Genomic DNA, 17,381 nt, shown 5'->3' on the forward strand with positions numbered 1-17,381 from the left:
ACGAGTAGGAGTTGAATAGGGATGCACAAGTTCACCACTCCTCCCATAACTCATTCAGGCCTGCGACCGTGTCCTCTGCTGACTGCGTATCCCATTTGTCCGGGTCAGTAGAATCAAATAGCGGCCGCATCTCGCTCTGTTCGGTAAATGTGGAGAAGTCCGCGATTTCCAGCCAGCCAAGAATACTCTCATAGCGGTCTCGAAGCGACTCTGTAAATAGGCCATCATCGACATTATACAGCAAACATTCGAGGAAGTACGAAGAGGCGACATCCGCCTCTAAGTGTCCACGGTCAACGGCAAAGTCGCGGGCTTTCTTGAACATCCGGACGGTCTCCTTGTAGTTCCCATCGGTCGCCTCCATTTTATCGACACCCTGCTCGTAGTGTTCCAGCGAATAGTTGATGATGACTCTATCTTCTGTTGGAGGCTTGAACCACATTCCTTCGGTAAACTGTGCGTCGTCCGGATTGGGGAAGGAATGGTAAACCCGGTACTGAAGACAGGGAACTACGTCGGCCTTTCTCGGGAGAGGTGTCCCTTCTGAATCGACTTTTATTGCCTTGTTGTCATTCGTCACGTTACCTCGGTTGAAGTAGCGTTTCAGAGAGGTGAGTACATCATCACGAAAGTCACGAGAGTTATAATCAGAGGAGGTCACCCAATTCTCGTATCGTTCTTGCTCGGCTGGACTAAGGTCATCCAGATTCCGTGTCCAAGGGCCAGTACACTTCACAACAATATCCACGTCCGCCTCTGAGTTGATGGTGTTCGTCGTATTCTTGTAGGAACCTTGAAGATGAACCTTGTAGCTGTGTTCGAACTGGCTTAGTGCCGAGCGGTCGCTATCAAGTGCTCGTTTGATTACACCGAGTGTATCACTCGATGTCTGAACGGGGCCTTCTTGCTTCCAACTTTCGAGTACGGAGGTAGGGATTCCCATAAGTGGCCTCGCCTCAATTGACTAATTCTCCAATCTAAGTGAACTAAAAGGCCGCCAAAGGGGAGTGAAAGTGGACGTCGAATAGATTAACCACGGTTTCCGATATGCAGAGCTTGTTAGAAGTTGATGCCGATGACGTTCTTCCAGAACGCAAAAAAGCCCCGCTGGTGTCACGGGGAACACCAACGGGGTGGGGCTTACGGGAATCGACGCATCGAGGGGGAGATACTTCCGGCGTCGTCGTCAGTCGGGGAATGATGAAGTAGCAGGCTCCCCCGTCTTTCGGTGATGGGTGAGCCGGCGGCGACCGGCGCGCGGTGGCTCCCTCTGTGGCTGTACCTCTCTGTGTTTTACTCTGAGTGTTTGACCGCATCGAGGGGTTCGGGAACCTACGGCTACTCTCTGAGTGTATCGCTTACTTGTGACCAAGCCTCGATGCGTTGAACCTCGGTGAAATCTACAGAGTGTATGTATAAGAGAGTAGATAATTAGTGTGTTTCCTCCGTAGTCGCCGTTCGCCGCTCCTCACTACCATTAATGGTAAAGGGTTAATGTAGGATGTGGGGTGTTTATATACTAACTACCAGATATTGAATATGTCTTCCGGGCGTAGTATCCCAATTTAGCAGTAATAACGGCGTTTTACCTCGTATTCAACAGAATATCGGGGAATCACTAACAATTCCGTATCGTACTTCGTCCTGACAGTTCTCGGGCGCGCTACCGGAGACTGGCCGCCCAGTATGAGTGTATTCTGATAGTTTCGGCGGGTCAGTTCCACCCCTCGATGCGGGGTACCGCGTAGGTCGGGTTCGACGGCGTCACGGAGTTAACCGCGACGGCGACGACCCACTACCAGATTTGTTCGACGGCGTCGTTCCGTGTCTCCGCGTCCGAGTGGAGGTACTTCATCGTCGTATTGATGCTCTTGTGCCGGAGCTGTTCCTTCGCGTGATGCGGCCCGACGTGATTCGCCCAATAAGTGGCGACCCCGTGCCGTATCGCGTACCACGAGATATTCTGGTGAGCCGGTATCGGGACGTTCCCCCGCTCGATGAGTGTGTCCAGCAGGTAGTTACACGAGTCCTTTCCATACTGCGTCCCGCGCTTTGTCAACCAGAGTTCGTCGCGGTCGGCGTACTTGTCGTAGGACGCGCGTTCGTCTAACCAGCGTTCCAGCACCGTCGCGGTTCGCTTCTTCAACGAACAGTTCCAATGCCCCTCGTTCTTCGTGGAGTCCTCCTTCGGGACGTTGAGTTCGTTGTCTTCGAGATTCACCCACGACACCTTTGCTCGCCCCACCTCGATGGGTCGAAGCCCGGTGTCGAGTGTCACCGCAATCATCGAGGGAACCTTCCACGAGTTCGCCTTCTTGAAGTCTTCCGGCCCAACCTTCTCTTTCGGAACGCCGAACCGTTGCGACAGATACAGCTTCAACCGCTCGCGTTCCTCCGAGGACATATCGGTGTGGTAGCTTTTCATCGAGCCGTAATCGAGCGCCGCTTCATACAGGGGCTGGAACGCGGCCCGGCGAAGGTACGCCCGTTCGTCACCGTTCGACTGACTCAGTTGCGGCTTCGGTTCCCACTCGTAGTCCGTCCCGTAGACGTGGTTGGTGAACTTGAAGAACCGCTTAATGTCCTTCGCGTGGTGGAGGACGGTGGAGTCTATCATCGAGTCCGTCTGATTCAGGAGGTCGATGAAGCGGTCTGCGTGTTCGGGCGTGAACTCCGTGGTGTACTTGTCCTCGTACTTCCAGAGCCAGCGGAACACCGTTTCCAGCTTGTAGTGCGTACTCTTGAGGGTCGTCTCCGACAGCCCTTCACCCTTCTCTGGATGCTTGCCGTAGGTAGCTAACCACGTCAGCACTTCCTCTTTGAAGTCGCGGTAGTCGTCCACCATATTCAGCCCGAAGCCTTCGAGGTCTGCTTCGGAGCGTTCGCTAACGAGCGGGAAGTCGAACTCCACGGGTTCGGGTGCGGGTGGAATCCCGAAGTCGTCCCCGTCGTCGGGGAGGTCGTTGGGGATGTTGTCGAGCGGGTCGGGGCGGTTAGTCACGCGGGTTCACCCCCGAATCGGGTGACTGCGCGGGGGCGTTCGTTATAGTGTCCTGACAACTAACGAAATCGCAAGACGGCGTCGGGGTTGCCGTGTAGCGTTTTCGGGCTTTCTTGCGCATATTTTATTCTCTCCATAGAGAATCGTAAAATGGCGCGAGAAGCCGTGAAACGCAGGAAGCCTAGGCCGAGATTTGAACTCGGGGTCTCGTCCTTACCAAGGACGCGCTTTACCGCTAAGCTACCCAGGCACGCATTCCTTCGTTGTCCGGGTTACTCTTTAGGGGTTTCGATTCGAAACGACCCGGAACCGTGGTAGCGTATGTCGATTATCGGTCGGCCGTCGAGGTGACCGGGTCGTCGGTCGCGCCGCCGCGGTAGAGTGCCGCGATGCGCTCGACGGTCGATTCGGAAATCGCCTCCGCCGCCGGGGAGAAGTCCCCGTCGTACGTCTCCGCCAAGCCGGCCGCGTACTCGACGAGTGCGGTCGGCGGTGGCGAACCGACGGCAGTCGTACCGGCGACGACGGCGAGCGTGCAGATGTTCACCGCTAAGTTACCGTCGAGCGCCGCTCGCTCGGATTCCGGCGCGGTCCGGAGGCGCGTCTGGTCGCGGCCAAAGGCGCGGACTGTCTCGACGGCGTGGTCGGCCGCCTCGGTGCGAGCGAGGAGGTAGAACCCGCGCGAGACCAACACGTCCGCGGCGAGGATTTCTAAGTCGGCGTCGGTGTCATCCTCGGGCGAGTCGAGGTGTGCCCACGGCTCGTCCTGTGCGAGCAAGCGGGTGAGCCGAAGCCCCTCGTAGATGAGTTGTACTCCGGCGGCTCGGGATGCCATGCCGTTCAGGTCGGCTTTCGGTTCGACAGCCCGCGCGCTCACGAAAGTAAGCACCGCCGGCGTCAGGGAGGCGGCGTCGAGGCGTTCGTCCAGCGCCACGCGAAGGGCCTCGGGTTCGATATCGGAGAGGGCCTCGCGCGCGGCCTCACGGGCTCGCACGGCGTCGTCCATCGGCCGAGACTTACGGTTGGGAGGGCAAAGACCTTTGGAAAACCGCGGCACAACGGGCGTATGATACGGACAACGGACGACGGCGACCTACGGGTCGTCACCATCGACCGACCGGAGCAACGAAACGCGCTCAGACCGACCGACCTCGAAGCCCTCGACGAGACAATCGACGAAACAGACACACCGGTCGTCCTGCTGCGCGGACACGGGCCGGCGTTTTGCGCCGGTGCCGACCTCGATAGCGTCACAGACCTCGACGACGACTCCAGGCTTCCAGACCCCGAGGGATTCGCCCGGTTAGGCCAGCGTGTCGCCGACACCATCGAATCGTCCGAGTCGGTCGTCGTCGCCGGTATCGACGGCGCGGCTCGCGGCGGCGGCGTCGAACTGGCGTTGGCGTGTGACGTGCGGGTTGCAACCCCGCGTTCGACACTTGGCGAGCCGGGCGTCCGACTCGGCCTATTCGGCGCGTGGGGCGGGACGGTTCGCCTGCCGCGCATCGTCGGCGAGGGTCACGCCCTCGAATTTTCGCTCTCCGGCCGGGTCGTAGACGCCGACGAGGCGCTTCGGATGGGTCTCGTCTCTCGAATCGTAGACGACCCGCGGAGAGTCGCCGACTCGATAGCTGGCAACGACCACCGATCGCTCCGAATCATCAAACAGCGACTCCGAGACCGCAGTCCCGACAACGAACGGTTCGAAGCCGAGGCGGCGGGATTCGCTGAACTGCACCGCTCGAATGTCGATGCCATCGCCTCGTCGAGAAGAGACTAGGCTGGTCGGGGGACCCGGTCGGTGATTAGCGGTCGAGCGACGGCGGCGCGGGCGGCATCGAGCGCTTGTGGGCACTCTGTTCGTACAACTCCACGACGCGTTCGATTTGCGCTTCGGTGATGTCGAAATTGCGTACTGTCGCGGACGCCGAGAGCGGTCCGTCGATGTGGAGCGCGAGAACCGCATCGATGACGTCGTAGGTCAAGCCGAGTTCCTTCTCGTCGGTCTGGCCGGACCACATCTCCGCGGATGGCGTCTGCATCACGAGGCCTTCGGGAACGCCGACGTGAGCCGCCAGTTGGCGAACCTGCTGTTTGTAGAGGTTGCCGACGGGGTTGCAATCGACCGCTTGGTCGCCGTACTTCGTAAAGTAGCCCGTCATGGCTTCCGCGCGGTTGCCCGTTCCGAGGACGATGCAGTTCTCGTGGTTGGCGACGAAGTAGTTGAGGACGCCGCGAGCGCGGACGTAGACGTTCCCCGCGGCCATGCGGTCGTTCGCCGCTTCGGGGAAAGTGTTGAAGAACGTCTCCGCGATGGGCTGGATTTCGACCACGTCGTATGTGATGCCGAGCATCTCGGCGACGGCCTCGGCGTCGCTCATCATATCTTCGGCGTTGGCCACACTCGGCATGATGAGTCCGTGGAGTCCGTCTTCGCCGAGTGCTTCGACCGCGAGGAAGGCGGTGAGCGTCGAGTCGATGCCGCCGGAGAGACCGAGGACCGCACCGTCGGCACCCGCGGCCGCGACAGTGTCTCTGATGAACGTCGTGATGTGTTCGCGGTGTGCTTCGAGTTCGGCGTCGGAAAGGCGCAGGTCGAGGGGCGCGTCTTCCGAGAGAACGTCAACATCCGTCATGGAATCCGGTTAGGACTGCGAGGCCAAATAGTCACTCGTCGCGCAGACAGGCTGGACAGGCGTCCACTTTCAAGGTCGCATATCGGGTGAAGCGCTATGTTCAAGTGTCCACGCCGTCTACGGCTTTTTGCTTCACTGCGTGTCGATGTGTTGTCGAGCGAACGTGAGACAGCGCACGTGTCAGAGCGCAAAACAGTGTGATACACGAAGCAACCGAGTGAGCGCCGATGGTCCAGTGGTAGGACACGAGCTTCCCAAGCTCGTAGCCCGGGTTCAATTCCCGGTCGGCGCATCTTTTGAACGGAACTAGACGAAGAGCCGGAGGCTCTGAGTCCTATGAACACACTCACAGCGTTCGCATCCCGAACACCGAACGTCCCGCGCCGAGAGGTCAGAAAAACAGGTTTTGTACGTCGTCGAACTCGGGCGATTCGGAGCGGAACACCGGCTCACGGGCGGTCTGGCGAATCGCGGCGTGGCGTTCGAGGGCCGAGTCGAATTCGAGAATCGCCCGTTCGATGTCGCGGGCGAGGGCGTCGATTTCACCGTGGAGTTCCTGGTCGTCGGCCATAACACGCGTAGTTTATCGAGGGGTCGTAAAACGGACTCGGCCGAGACCTGTCAGTGCAGGCGTCGGGTGCAGTTCCAACAGAGACTGAACGTCGTGTCGGGCTCGTTTTCCGCACCGCAGTTCGGACAGATACGCTCGCCGGTCGGCGTGGTCTGCACGCCAGTCTGAGAGCGGTCCTCGAACGAGGCGGCGATTTCGGGGTGGACGTACCGCTCCGAGCGGTCGGAATCGCGGCCGGAACTGTCTCCGAGTGTCGGCTCCCCGCCGTTGAGCAGGTACCGGTAAACCAGTAGCTGGAGCAAGGTCAATCCGAGGGCGTAGACGACAATCCAACCCCAGGCGTCCATCACACATTGACCTACGTTAGCATGATATATCGGTCCTTCGGTCGTTCCCACGGGGTGCGGCCCTGAAAACGACTCCTGCGGCCGGGTGGTTCGGTCGTGGGTCGCTCACTCGTGTGTGGAGATCGGAAGCGCCTCGCGGCGTCGAACGCCAGAACAATCAGAATCGGACTGAGGAGGTTGGACTACTCGGTTCGGTGCGGTTGAATTGGTCCGCCGAGGTCGCGGTCGAACTCATCGAAAACGTCGATATCGTCCGGGAGCGTGTAGGGAAGTTCGCGCTCGTCGGCGCGGCGTTCGTCGGCGGCGTCGAGCGGTTCGGCCACGTCTTCGAAGCCGGGCTTTATTTTCACGCTCTTTGCGGGAGAGCCGACCGCGATGTGGTGTGCGGGAACGTCGCCCTGCACGACCGACCGAGCGCCGACGATGGCGTTTTTACCGACCGAGACACCGGCGTTGACCATCGCGTCGTACGTGATGCGCGCGTCGTCGCCGATGGTGGTGTGATAGTTTCGGACTTCGGTCTGGTCTACGGTGTCGTGGGCGTGACTGTAGATGTGGACGCTATCCGAAATCGAGACGCGGTCGCCGAGTGTGAGTTTTCCGCGGTCGTCGAGGTGGACGTCGTCGTGGATGACCGTGTTGTCGCCGACCGAGATGTTGTGGCCGTACGAGAAGGTGACGCCCTTGAAGATGCGGAGATTGTCGCCCGCCTCCTCGAAGAGGTGGGTTGCGAGCATCTGTCGGAATCGAAGGGCGAATTCGACGTTGTCTGCCATCGGGGTCGCATCGAACTGCCGCCAGAGCCACTGGAGATGTTTCGACCGCTCGAACGTCGCGTCGTCTTTGTCGGCGTAGTACTCGGCTTCGAGCGTCGCGTTACACGGGTCGTAGCCCTGCAATCGGACCCGAGTCGCCGGTGAGACTGGCTTGCCGCTTTGCCACCGCTCCCACGCTTCGCGGTCGCCGAACAAGTCGATGAGCGTGTCCCGAACGACCGTGCAAGTGTCTTCGTCCGACGCGAGACGGTCGTCGACCTCGTCGATGAACGCCTGCACTCCGTCTTCGGCGTCCTCCGGGAGCGAAACGTGGACTTTCGTCATTGCGCCACGGTTGGGTTCCGACGTTCAAATGGATTCGGTTGTGCAGAGTGGCTACAGACGCTGTACAAGCAATATTCACTGGTTTTAGGAGTCGAAGCAGTGCGGAAAAACAGGAGAACGCACGCGGTCGAGAGGCGGTGGGTCAAATTGTTCCCAGCCTACGGGAACGAAACACACGGAATAAGTCACCCCGTTCCCTAGGCCCGCGTATGCACTACCGCGAACTCGGCACCTCCGGTATCGAAGTCAGCGAGGTCGGCTTCGGTGCGTGGGTCGTCGGGACCGACTGGTGGGGCGACCGCTCCGACGAAGACTCTATCGAGATGCTCCATCACGCCATCGACCGGGGCATCAACTTCTTCGATACGGGCGACGTGTACGGTCACGGCCACTCCGAGGAGGTCGTCGGCGAGGCGCTCGCCGACTACCGCGACGAGGTCACCGTCGCCACCAAAATCGGCTACGACTTCTACAACAACCCGCAGGCTGGCCACGGCGAACTCCCCAAGGAGATTACCGGCGAGTGGGTCCGCGAGGCGACAGAAAAGAGCCTCGAACGGCTCGACATGGAGTACGTAGACCTCCTCCAACTCCACAACGCGAACGTGGACGAGGTCACGCCCGACGTACTCGAAGCTCTCGACGAGCTGAAAGAAGAGGGTCTCATCAAGGCCACCGGCTGGGCGCTCGGTCCCTCTATCGGGTGGCTCGCCGAAGGCGACATGGCCATCGAAGAGGAGTTCGACGCTCTCCAAATCGTCTGGAACGCCTTCGAACAGGACGTTGGCAACCACTTCCTCGACACTATCGAGGAGACCGGTTCCTCCACAAGCCTCATCGCGCGCGTCCCGCACTCCTCGGGTCTCCTGAACGAACAGGTCCGACCCGAAACCGAACTCGGCACCGGCGACCACCGCGGATTCCGCCCCGACGAGTGGTACGAAACGGGATGGGAGAAACTCGAAGAACTCCGCTTCCTCGAACGCGACGGCGAGCGAACGATGGCCCAAGCGACCATCGCGTTCCTGCTCGGCTTCGACGCGACCGCGGCCGTCACGCCGACGTTCCGCACGAAAGACGACATCGACGAGTGGGCCAAAGCATCCGACGTTCCGAAACTCACGGACGACGAGATGACCCGCGTTGCCGACCTCTACGAGGATAACTTCGGTATCGACCGCTTCGACGGGATGGACGCTCTCCGTTCCTCCGTCGATGGTGACGACATCCGCGCCGCCGGACTCGACAAGCGCGTCGCGGAAGGCGCACGCAACGAAGCCTGATGGTTCGTCTGCGAACGGTCCTCGGACTTACCGCCATCGCGCACGTCACGCTCGCATGGCTGGTTCACCTCGACGCCAAAAAGCGAGGTGACGACGCCGGGAAGTGGGTTATCGCAACACTGTTCACCGGCGTCTTCGGCGTTGCAAAGTACGTCGTAGACGGTCGCTGAGTCCCTTCGCCCGCGACTGCGGCTGTGTCGCCCGGCTCGCGGCAGGTTCGTCAGGGGCGAAACGAGAAGCGAACGTCTGTTTTTCGACTCGAATCAATTCGACGCTGAGAGGCTGAACCGGGAGACCGTCCGAATTAAACGAACGCCGCCGAGACTGTTGGGCACCAATAGGCACCTGTTGACCGCTCTAAAGTGGTATATACCCTACATATAAATCTACTACAGCCTCCGCTGGAAAGACCGTCGGTACGGTCGCTCGAACGCACCACCGCGCGTCGGCGACGAACTACACACCATGTCGAAACCAGAACGACCAACAGTCGGTGAGGAGTCGGAGATGCTGTACAAGGAGTACGCCCTCGGCGTGCGAATTGTCGAGTACACCGCGTCCGAGACGGGAGGTCAGCGGTATCGATTCACCGCGCCGGAACACGAGGGAGTCGAATTCGACGACCCGGAACTGGCGACGCTGTACGCAGATATCTACTTCGACGTAAACGGCTTTATCGAGGTGGGTACGGGAGAACGTGGCGTCCCACCGGAGGTCATTCAAGCCGGACGCGACACGCTGGCGGCGTACTTCCTGACCCAACCGTACGCGGATATCCATTGGGTCGCGTCGTTCTACGGAAAAAAGCGGGCACGCATCGAGCGGTACATCGCGACCGTTCGTCGTCGTGCACAGGAGATTCGAGATGGTGTCGAGGAACTCGACGACGAACAGCTCGAAGAGACTTTGGTGACAGAATCGGCATAGAGCCGCACCGACCAACAGATACCTGATTGACAACTCATCCAATGAACAGTATATATCTCACAGAGCGCTCTAGTCCGGTAAATATTACACATTCGAAATAATATAAAATTAAAGGACAGATGGTTCCGAGAGCACATTTGTATGGTCGAGTTCACTCGACGGAATCTCATGGCAACGTCGGCGGCCGCCGCGCTGGGGGCGAGCGTAGTCGGCGCTGGAAGAACGACGGCTGAAGATGTAGACACGTCACGAGCGCCGCTGGTTCGGGGAGATCTCAAGCGCTTTTCGACGACGGCGTTCGGTGCAGAGGTGACCGGTCCGTTCGTGTTCGGCGACGGAACGCTCTTGTACAGTCTCCAACATCCAGACCGCGAAAATCCGGCACCCTACGACAAGGCGGCCGTCGGTTACTTCTCTGACTTTCAGTTCTCGTTCGACGGCGACAGCGACTTCGAGGAGTTAGCGACGCCCGAGACGAACGAAGAACGACGGACGGTCCGGTCCGCCGCTGGCGACTACGAGATACTGGCCCGCGAGCGCGACCGTATCAACGGCGGAACGGAACTCCTCGGCGTTCCGCAGACTCCCGACGGGACGAACATCACGAGCGAAAACTTCAGCGGGTCGCAGTACGCCGACGCGGGCTACACTCCCGACTGCAACCAGTTCGTCGCCACGAACGACGAGGGCACCGAGGGCTACCTGTTTACCAACTGGGAGGCGAGTCCGGGCAACGTCTCGCGGATTCCGCTCAGCCAGACCGAAGACGGCGAGTGGGAAGCCGACCTCGAAAACGCACGCAACCTCGCAAACACTGCGGCGCTCCGCGAACTCGGCGGCACTCGAATCAACTGTTACGGCGACCTGAGTCCGTGGGAGACGATGCTCTCCGCAGAGGAGAACTACGGTCACCCACGCGTCGCCCTGACCGCTTCGGTTGGTGATATCGTCGAACAGGGGACCGGCAAGGGTCTCCGCGGTGCACACGAATTTTGGAACCGGCCCAACCCGAGCCAGATTCAAAGCGCAGTCGAATCGTACTACGACGACGCGTGGAACGTCCAAGGGTACTGGGCTATCACCGGCGTCGAACATCTGGCGTACTACCTCGGCGCGGACCCCGTAGACCAGTCCGCCGGCGGCAAAAACGACCTGACGCCCATCGGTGACGAGTACCCGAACCCGTACCGCTACGGCTACATCGTCGATTTCCGCGACCCCGCCGCCGAGACACCCGAACCGGTCAAATACTACGTCATGGGCCGGGCCGCGTGGGAGTGTCCCGACGTGCAGTCCGACGAGCGAACGGTCTATCTCGCCTCAGACGGCGACAGCAAGGGAATCTACAAGTTCGTCGCCGACCGGCCGATTCCGAGTTACGACGACCCGATGGACGTCGCCGGCACGCTCTACGCACCGTACGTGACGAACAGAGACGCCGCGGTCGAACGCCCGGCGGCCGACGTGGACCTCGAAATCGAATGGGTCGAACTCGGCTACGCGAGCAACGCCGAAGTCGAGTCGTGGATTGCGGAGTACGACGACATCACACAGGTCGAGTATCTCGAAACCCACACCGACTGGATGGACGGCGACGAGGTGACCCCCGAGATTCTCGAAGCGGCCGACAAGGCCGTCATCGAAGGCGGCAACCGCGATTACGTCACCGACGAGGAAATCGTCGAGTGGGCCGACCAGTACGAAACCCGCGGTCCCGACGGCGTGGACGAAGCGCTCCGTCGCGTCCCGTTCATCGAAACCCGCGCGGCCGCGAAGGAAATCGGCGCGACCATCGAGTTCAACAAGGCCGAAGGAATCGACAGCGTCGAAGCGGCCGCTCCCGGCGACTACGTCTACTTCGGCATCTCGGAACTCAACGACGACATGTCGAACGAGATGGGGACGCTCCAAGTCGAGCGCGTCGATGGCGGCGTCGTCTACCGCGCCGAACTCGAATCCGACTACAACGTCTCGACGCTCGAACCCGTCATCGTCGGTCCCGACGCCAGCGACCCGGCCGCTATCGCCGACGACGCACTCATCAACGTTGACAATCTCTCCGTGCTGGACGACGGCCGCGTGCTCTGTTGTGAAGACGCCGACCAGTTCGGCCGGTCGTACAAAAACGACTGTCTGTACGTCTATACTCCGGAAGACGGTCTTGGAGACGGCGACGGTCCGCGCTGACGACGCGACGAGTCCGAAAGCAAACCGAGGTCACAGAACCGCTCCAACGACGTGTTTTTGTATCTTAATATACATTTTTTGACCGATGGTTCTCGAACGAATCGGAGCGCCGCTCTCGGAGGGGGTGGCTACGACTACCCGAAGTCCGCCGGTTTTTGGATTCGACACCAGTTTCCGGTTCGGGTTGGCGAGGGAGATTGCATCCACAGATACGCGAACCGCGGTTGCGAGTGTGACGCAGTTGGACACGTCCGCCGAGGACGTCCGACCAGCCCAGTCGTACGAGGGTGCGACCGAATAATGTCGCCGCTCGACGTTCTCCGTGACTACGGTCTACGGTCGTTCGTCTACGCGTACCCGTTACAGTTCGGCGTCAGCCTCGGCATCCTCTCCGCAGTGGTCGCACTGGCGGGCGACGGGTCCATCGCCTCGACGTTCATTTTGTTTTCGGTCATCGGCAGTGTCCTCGGCGTCGTCTACTCCTACGGAGTCGATATCGTTGTAGAGCGCCAGAAATCCGACCGGCAAGAGTCCCACGAGGTCGCCAAACCCAACGACGCAACTCGCTCGCTCCACGTACTCTGCGAGCGGTACGCCAACGGCGAGTTGACCGAAGCCCAGTTCGAAGCGAAGTTGTCGAAACTGCTGGAGACGGAGACAGTCGAATCCGCGCAGGAATACACCTCACGGCGAGAACGAGAATTCCAATCCGAGTAGCGACCAAAAGAACCACAAAGGCCGACTGATTCTCGGAGGGTAATGCGACCTTCAGTTATCGAACTCCTTCCGGACCTTCTCGAACTGTTCGTCTTCGGAGTCGGGAGCGCAGTCCTCTCACTCGCTGGCGCGTACATCGAACGATTCGCACTCCTCACGGTCGAACACGGAAACACCGAACTCGGCGCGTGGGCGGTCGTGATGGGACTGGCAGTGCTCTACTTCGCGTATCTCCTCGGGACCGACAAGTTCCACCCGAAACTACGGGACGTTCGCTCGACACTCGCACAGCACTGAAAAAGCCGGAGTCGGGGTTTCGAGGGGAAGCGACCGCGTTACGCCAAGAACACGTGACGCGGACGGTCCGCCAGCACGTCACGGCCCCACTGGACCGTGTCGCGGAACTCGTCGGAACGGAAAAAGCCCATCGCGTCCTCCTGCGAGCGCCACTGGCTGGCGATGAACATGTCGTTTTCGTCTTCGAGGTTGACCATCAGGTCCGTGTCGAAGTGTCCGTCCATGTCGTCGAGGAGACCGCCGACGACGCCGAATTTCTCGACGAAATCGCTTCGGTGGTCCGGCTTGACGGTGTAGAACATCCCCATCGTGCCGAAGCCGGACTCTTCGCCGGCGCGTTCGACGATGCCGGGAAGTTCCGAGAGGAACCCGGCGGCCGTCTCGGCCGCCGAAGCCGTCTCCCAGATCGAGACGACGGCGTTGCGGTCGCGGTCGTTTGCCTCGTAGACGGCCGTCTTGACGTGGGTCGGATAATGGTCGAAGTTTCCGCGGAGTCCTTCGACCTCCTCGAACACCTCGTCGGCGTCGGCTTCGGAGTAGAGGACCGTCGCGTAGACGTCCTCGCCGTGGGGCTTGCCCGCGTAGATGTTCAGGTCGTCGAGTTGGCCGCGAATATCCTCTGCCCCGGTCTCGTCGCTATCGTCTGCGTCGCCGTGCGGGTGGTCGTCACCGTGGTGGCCGCCGTCGCCGCCGCTGGGGTGCCCGCTCTCGCCATGATGGGGGCCGCTTTCACCGTGATGATGGCCGCCCTCGTCGTGCGCGTGTGCGTGGTGGTGCGATTCGTCGCCGAACTCGCTCGTCGGGACGGCGTCGCCGTCGAGGAACGCCCCGAGGTCCGACGGCGGGAAGCGACGGCCGACGTAGAACTCGCCGAACTCGCCGTACTTCGCCGACACCTCGTCGAAGCGCATCTCGTAGACGATATCTTTGATGTCGGTCGGGTCGTCGCCGAAGAGTGTGACGCCCCACTCGAACTCCTCGAAACCGACCGAGGAGGCGATGACCTGTTTTATTTTCCCGGCGTACTTTCGGCCCGTGTCGCCGTGGACAGACATGAGTTCGCGGCGCTCGTCGAACGACAGGTCGTACCAGTTGTGTTCTTCGCCGCGGCGCTTCGACATCGGATAGAACGAGACGTAGGTGTCGTCCGGAATGTCGGGTTGGAGTTTGCCTTCGATGTAGCGCAAGAGACCGGTGTCGATGTCCTCTTTGTTCCCCTCGAAGTAGTCGTCCGAGACGTATCCCGACACCTCGGTGACAGAGACGTACGAGGTCGGTTGCTCGGTGAACTCCGCGAGCGCAGTCTGTTCGAACTGGCGCTCGGCGCGGGAGATGTCGTCCAGCGTCGGCCGGAAGTGGACGACCATGAAGTCGGCTTTGTGGCCGAGCACGGAGAAGACGGCTGACGTTCCCGCGTCGGCGTCTTCGACCGCTTCGTGAGAGTCGAGATAGGAGATACCCTCCTCGATGGCACGGCGGCGCTCGCGTTCGGGCGCATCACGCCACGCGTCCCAATCGACTGTTCGGAAATCGTGCAGCGCGAACCAGCCCTCGTCAGTCTGTGGGGCCTCTACCATATCCGATGGTACGGAGGCATCCGGTATTGAAGTTGCGAGTCGTTTTCGCATTTCGGGAAACGTGATACAGCCCCTAAATCGGGATGCACCCGCCGTTTCAGACGTGAGAGGGGCGTAAAGACGAAAGAAATGCAGACTCGTCGATAGGCGGGCAGACAGACGAACTGGTAATGGACAAACGAGCGGACAATAGACGGGAGGACGAACGGTCAGTAGAAGGACGGACCAGTGGACGGTTGACGGACGGTTGGGTGCGACTATCCGCCGAGGACCGTCGGCCCGAATATCATGAGGAGCAGGGATGCGAGCATCGTGAGTCCGATAGAGGTCGTGATGGTTCGAACCATCGTGTGCCTGTCGTCAACCGGAAGCCGCGAGACGACGGCTTCGGCCGCGGTTCTGAGGATGCGCCCCCCGTCGAGTGGGTAGCCGGGGATGCAGTTGAAAAGCCCCAGTTGGAGGTTAATCCACGCCGTCCAAAACAGCAGGTTGGCGAGGAGGAAGACGCCGCCGCCGAGGAAGCCGAACGGACCGCCGACCTGATAGAAGTTGATGATGTCGCCGGTAAAGCCCGGGAAGTTCGGAATGCCGATGACGACGGAGGCAAGCGGCAAGAGAAGCGAGACGTAGACGAGTTGGAGCGGCGAGCCGGACAGCGCGCTGGCGACCCCACCGGACTCGTCGCCGCCGTCACCGCCGAGAAGCGAGAGGTACGTTCCCGCGGGGTACTCCTGTGTCCCAAAGTCGGTGAGGAGAAGCCCGCTCGTTCCTTGGAAGATGTTGACCCCAAGGAAGCCGTTTCCGTCCTGCGGGTTCTCGGCGAGCGTCACGTCGTACGTCTGCACGGAGCCGTCTTGGTACACTTCGACGGGGACGGTCTGTCCCGGTTCGGTTCGGTCGAGTGCTTCCTGTAAATCGGTCGAGGAGGCAATGCGCTCGCCACCGAGGGACGTGATGATGAGCGGCTCAGTCGTGTTCGTCGCGTTGAAAAGCGGCTGGTCCACCGCGATGTTCGTGATGTACGCACCGACCGGAATCGTCCGCTCACCGGCCGACGTGTCGAGTCGAGCGAAACGGGAGTCGCCGACTGCGGCTTGGAACTCCGCGAGCGTGGAGACGGCCGTTCCGTTGACGGCCGTCACGCGAATGGGGTCGTCGTCCGACTCGACGGTGAGGTTCGCCGGGTTACCCGCGACCGACCCGGCGACGACGAGTTCCCGCGCGACCGACACGGTTTGCTCGCCGTCAACCTCGACGGAGATGGTCTGGTCTTCGGCGTCGAGAAGCGCCGCGTCGAGTTCCTGCGTGGTGTTGACCGGCGTTCCTTCGATCGCCGTCACGCGGTCGCCGCTTGCGATACCGGCGACATCAGCAGGCGACCCGGCGTACGCGCCGGAGACGGCGACGCCCGGCGCGACCGAAATCGAGCCGATAACAGGACCGAAGAGCAACGCGAACGCGACGAGCGTCACTGCGAAGTTGTTCGTCACGCCGGCGGCGAACATCCGGGATTTACCGCCGCGGTCGGCGCGGCGTTGGCTCTCTTCCGACGGTTCGACGAACGCACCGACCGGAAGGATCGTCAAGAGAACGATTCCCATCGACTCCACGTCGATACCTTCGACGCGGCTGAGCACGCCGTGACCGCCCTCGTGGACGACCAAGCCGACGAGGAGACCGAAGAGAATCTCCGGGGCGACAGAAAGCGGGAGGAAGTCGTTGACCCCGGGGATGACGAGGAAGTTCTGCGGTTGGTTCACCTGCGTCGGGGCCGGCGGGTTGTTGAGGATGAAGACCGCCTGATAGACGAGGAGGACGAACGTCCCGACCATGATGACGAGGGCGATACCGAGACCGATGTTACTCCACGCGCGCCAGAATCGCTTCGGAGTAGCGAGTCTGTCGAGGAGTTCACGGCCGCGACGGGTGTGAACCGTCATGAGGGGACCCTGCACGCGAACGTACTCGGGGAGAATCCCGCGAGTACGCAACAGCGTCGCAAGGAGGGAATAAGCGATGAATCCGGCGAGGATCCACAGCAGCGTGTTCATCGCCCGGAAGGAAGCGACGCGCGCCAAAAGGCGTTCGGGTTGTCGAACCGGCGTGCTACTCGAAACGAACGCGGTGCGGTCGGAGTATTACGAGTCTGCATCGTCGTCGTCACCGGACGACTCGACTTCGACTTCGATGCCGTTGTCGTCTGCGTCCGAATCCGCGTCAACCGCGTCTTCAGATTCGTCGCCTGCGGATTCGTGTCCATCCCTCGTCGCATCACTGTCGTCGGCCGCCGAGTCGTCTTCGTCACCGTCGGCGTCGTCCGACTCGGCGTCGGTTTCGTCGGTCGCTTCGTCGTCCGGGTCGTGTTCGACGGTAACCGTCGCGTCCTCGTCGGTCTCGACCGAGCGTTCTTCCAGTGCGATGTCGGTGAAAGTGCCCGAGGAGGACGACCGGAGTCGGTAGACGGCGTAGGCGACGCCGGCGAGGAGGAGAACAGCGAGGAACAGGCGACCGTAGGACCGGCCACCAGCGTCGTCAGCGACGTCCGCCTGCTCGGATTCTGGGTCGAACTCCTCTAGTTCGACGTCGAATTCGTCTTGCGCTTCCTCGACGGATCGGATGAAGTCGATGAGAGACATGTGAAATCACTGCGGCGAGGCCGCGGCGGGTCGCTCGGAGGAACGAACCTGCGTCGCAGTACGTAGGACACGGACATAAGTCGTGTCCCAGAAGGGTTTTAT

At 60.8% G+C, this 17,381-nt stretch carries 18 protein-coding genes and 2 tRNA genes; 9 read left to right on the plus strand and 11 right to left on the minus strand.

What is annotated here, in order from left to right:
• Positions 1 to 31 precede the first annotated feature (31 nt).
• From C440_RS12085 to C440_RS12100, 4 genes are all read right to left on the minus strand, one after another.
• The gene (locus C440_RS12085) at positions 32 to 943 is read right to left on the minus strand and encodes a nucleotidyltransferase family protein (protein WP_049915793.1); all 912 of its coding nucleotides are present in this window, start codon (positions 941 to 943) and stop codon (positions 32 to 34) included.
• Between the two features lie 852 nt (positions 944 to 1,795).
• Positions 1,796 to 3,001, minus strand: a complete 1,206-nt coding sequence (locus C440_RS12090; protein ID WP_008320778.1) for a tyrosine-type recombinase/integrase — start codon at positions 2,999 to 3,001, stop codon at positions 1,796 to 1,798.
• 178 nt (positions 3,002 to 3,179) lie between these two features.
• A tRNA-Thr gene (locus C440_RS12095) sits at positions 3,180 to 3,251 on the minus strand.
• Positions 3,252 to 3,329: 78 nt separating this feature from the next.
• The gene (locus C440_RS12100) at positions 3,330 to 4,007 is read right to left on the minus strand and encodes a DUF7114 family protein (RefSeq protein ID WP_008320779.1); all 678 of its coding nucleotides are present in this window, start codon (positions 4,005 to 4,007) and stop codon (positions 3,330 to 3,332) included.
• Between the two features lie 60 nt (positions 4,008 to 4,067).
• Between C440_RS12100 and C440_RS12105 the strand changes: the two genes are divergently transcribed.
• Positions 4,068 to 4,781: an enoyl-CoA hydratase/isomerase family protein gene (locus C440_RS12105; RefSeq protein WP_008320780.1), complete on the plus strand. Its 714-nt coding sequence runs from the start codon at positions 4,068 to 4,070 to the stop codon at positions 4,779 to 4,781.
• 25 nt (positions 4,782 to 4,806) lie between these two features.
• Here C440_RS12105 and C440_RS12110 read toward each other — a convergent pair whose 3' ends face one another.
• Complete coding sequence (locus tag C440_RS12110; protein ID WP_008320781.1) at positions 4,807 to 5,637, minus strand: NAD+ synthase; 831 nt, start codon at positions 5,635 to 5,637, stop codon at positions 4,807 to 4,809.
• 221 nt (positions 5,638 to 5,858) lie between these two features.
• Between C440_RS12110 and C440_RS12115 the strand changes: the two genes are divergently transcribed.
• A tRNA-Gly gene (locus C440_RS12115) sits at positions 5,859 to 5,929 on the plus strand.
• Between the two features lie 99 nt (positions 5,930 to 6,028).
• On the opposite strand, the gene C440_RS12120 is transcribed toward C440_RS12115, so the two are convergent.
• From C440_RS12120 to C440_RS12130, 3 genes are all read right to left on the minus strand, one after another.
• On the minus strand, positions 6,029 to 6,208 hold the full coding sequence (locus C440_RS12120) for a hypothetical protein (RefSeq protein ID WP_008320782.1): 180 nt from the start codon (positions 6,206 to 6,208) through the stop codon (positions 6,029 to 6,031).
• Positions 6,209 to 6,258: 50 nt separating this feature from the next.
• Positions 6,259 to 6,555: a DUF7577 domain-containing protein gene (locus C440_RS12125; protein ID WP_008320783.1), complete on the minus strand. Its 297-nt coding sequence runs from the start codon at positions 6,553 to 6,555 to the stop codon at positions 6,259 to 6,261.
• Between the two features lie 182 nt (positions 6,556 to 6,737).
• Positions 6,738 to 7,655 carry an acyltransferase gene (locus tag C440_RS12130; protein WP_008320784.1) on the minus strand — a complete coding sequence of 306 codons (918 nt, stop codon included), beginning with the start codon at positions 7,653 to 7,655 and terminating at the stop codon, positions 6,738 to 6,740.
• Between the two features lie 209 nt (positions 7,656 to 7,864).
• Between C440_RS12130 and C440_RS12135 the strand changes: the two genes are divergently transcribed.
• The 7 genes from C440_RS12135 to C440_RS12160 all read left to right on the plus strand — a co-directional run bounded on the left by C440_RS12135 (position 7,865) and on the right by C440_RS12160 (position 13,066).
• The gene (locus C440_RS12135; protein ID WP_008320785.1) at positions 7,865 to 8,938 is read left to right on the plus strand and encodes an aldo/keto reductase; all 1,074 of its coding nucleotides are present in this window, start codon (positions 7,865 to 7,867) and stop codon (positions 8,936 to 8,938) included.
• Entirely contained in the window at positions 8,938 to 9,108 is a 171-nt protein-coding gene (locus tag C440_RS17815) for a hypothetical protein (RefSeq protein WP_008320786.1), read from the plus strand. Before C440_RS12135 ends, C440_RS17815 begins: the two co-directional genes overlap by 1 nt.
• 295 nt (positions 9,109 to 9,403) lie before the next feature.
• Positions 9,404 to 9,865, plus strand: coding sequence for a hypothetical protein (locus tag C440_RS12140; protein WP_008320787.1), 462 nt, complete (start codon positions 9,404 to 9,406; stop codon positions 9,863 to 9,865).
• Between the two features lie 141 nt (positions 9,866 to 10,006).
• Complete coding sequence (locus tag C440_RS12145; RefSeq protein ID WP_008320788.1) at positions 10,007 to 12,052, plus strand: alkaline phosphatase PhoX; 2,046 nt, start codon at positions 10,007 to 10,009, stop codon at positions 12,050 to 12,052.
• 85 nt (positions 12,053 to 12,137) lie between these two features.
• Positions 12,138 to 12,353, plus strand: coding sequence for a hypothetical protein (locus C440_RS12150; protein ID WP_008320789.1), 216 nt, complete (start codon positions 12,138 to 12,140; stop codon positions 12,351 to 12,353).
• Positions 12,353 to 12,769 carry an SHOCT domain-containing protein gene (locus C440_RS12155; RefSeq protein WP_008320790.1) on the plus strand — a complete coding sequence of 139 codons (417 nt, stop codon included), beginning with the start codon at positions 12,353 to 12,355 and terminating at the stop codon, positions 12,767 to 12,769. Before C440_RS12150 ends, C440_RS12155 begins: the two co-directional genes overlap by 1 nt.
• 42 nt (positions 12,770 to 12,811) lie before the next feature.
• On the plus strand, positions 12,812 to 13,066 hold the full coding sequence (locus tag C440_RS12160) for a hypothetical protein (RefSeq protein WP_008320791.1): 255 nt from the start codon (positions 12,812 to 12,814) through the stop codon (positions 13,064 to 13,066).
• A gap of 38 nt (positions 13,067 to 13,104) precedes the next feature.
• Here C440_RS12160 and C440_RS12165 read toward each other — a convergent pair whose 3' ends face one another.
• From C440_RS12165 to C440_RS12175, 3 genes are all read right to left on the minus strand, one after another.
• The gene (locus tag C440_RS12165; RefSeq protein ID WP_008320792.1) at positions 13,105 to 14,643 is read right to left on the minus strand and encodes a heme-binding protein; all 1,539 of its coding nucleotides are present in this window, start codon (positions 14,641 to 14,643) and stop codon (positions 13,105 to 13,107) included.
• Positions 14,644 to 14,900: 257 nt separating this feature from the next.
• Positions 14,901 to 16,694: a site-2 protease family protein gene (locus tag C440_RS12170; protein WP_008320793.1), complete on the minus strand. Its 1,794-nt coding sequence runs from the start codon at positions 16,692 to 16,694 to the stop codon at positions 14,901 to 14,903.
• Between the two features lie 87 nt (positions 16,695 to 16,781).
• Positions 16,782 to 17,279 (minus strand): hypothetical protein, encoded by a 498-nt coding sequence (locus C440_RS12175; RefSeq protein ID WP_008320794.1) that lies wholly within the window; start codon positions 17,277 to 17,279, stop codon positions 16,782 to 16,784.
• Positions 17,280 to 17,381 lie beyond the last annotated feature (102 nt).

Source organism: Haloferax mucosum ATCC BAA-1512 (genome assembly GCF_000337815.1).
Classification (GTDB): domain Archaea; phylum Halobacteriota; class Halobacteria; order Halobacteriales; family Haloferacaceae; genus Haloferax; species Haloferax mucosum.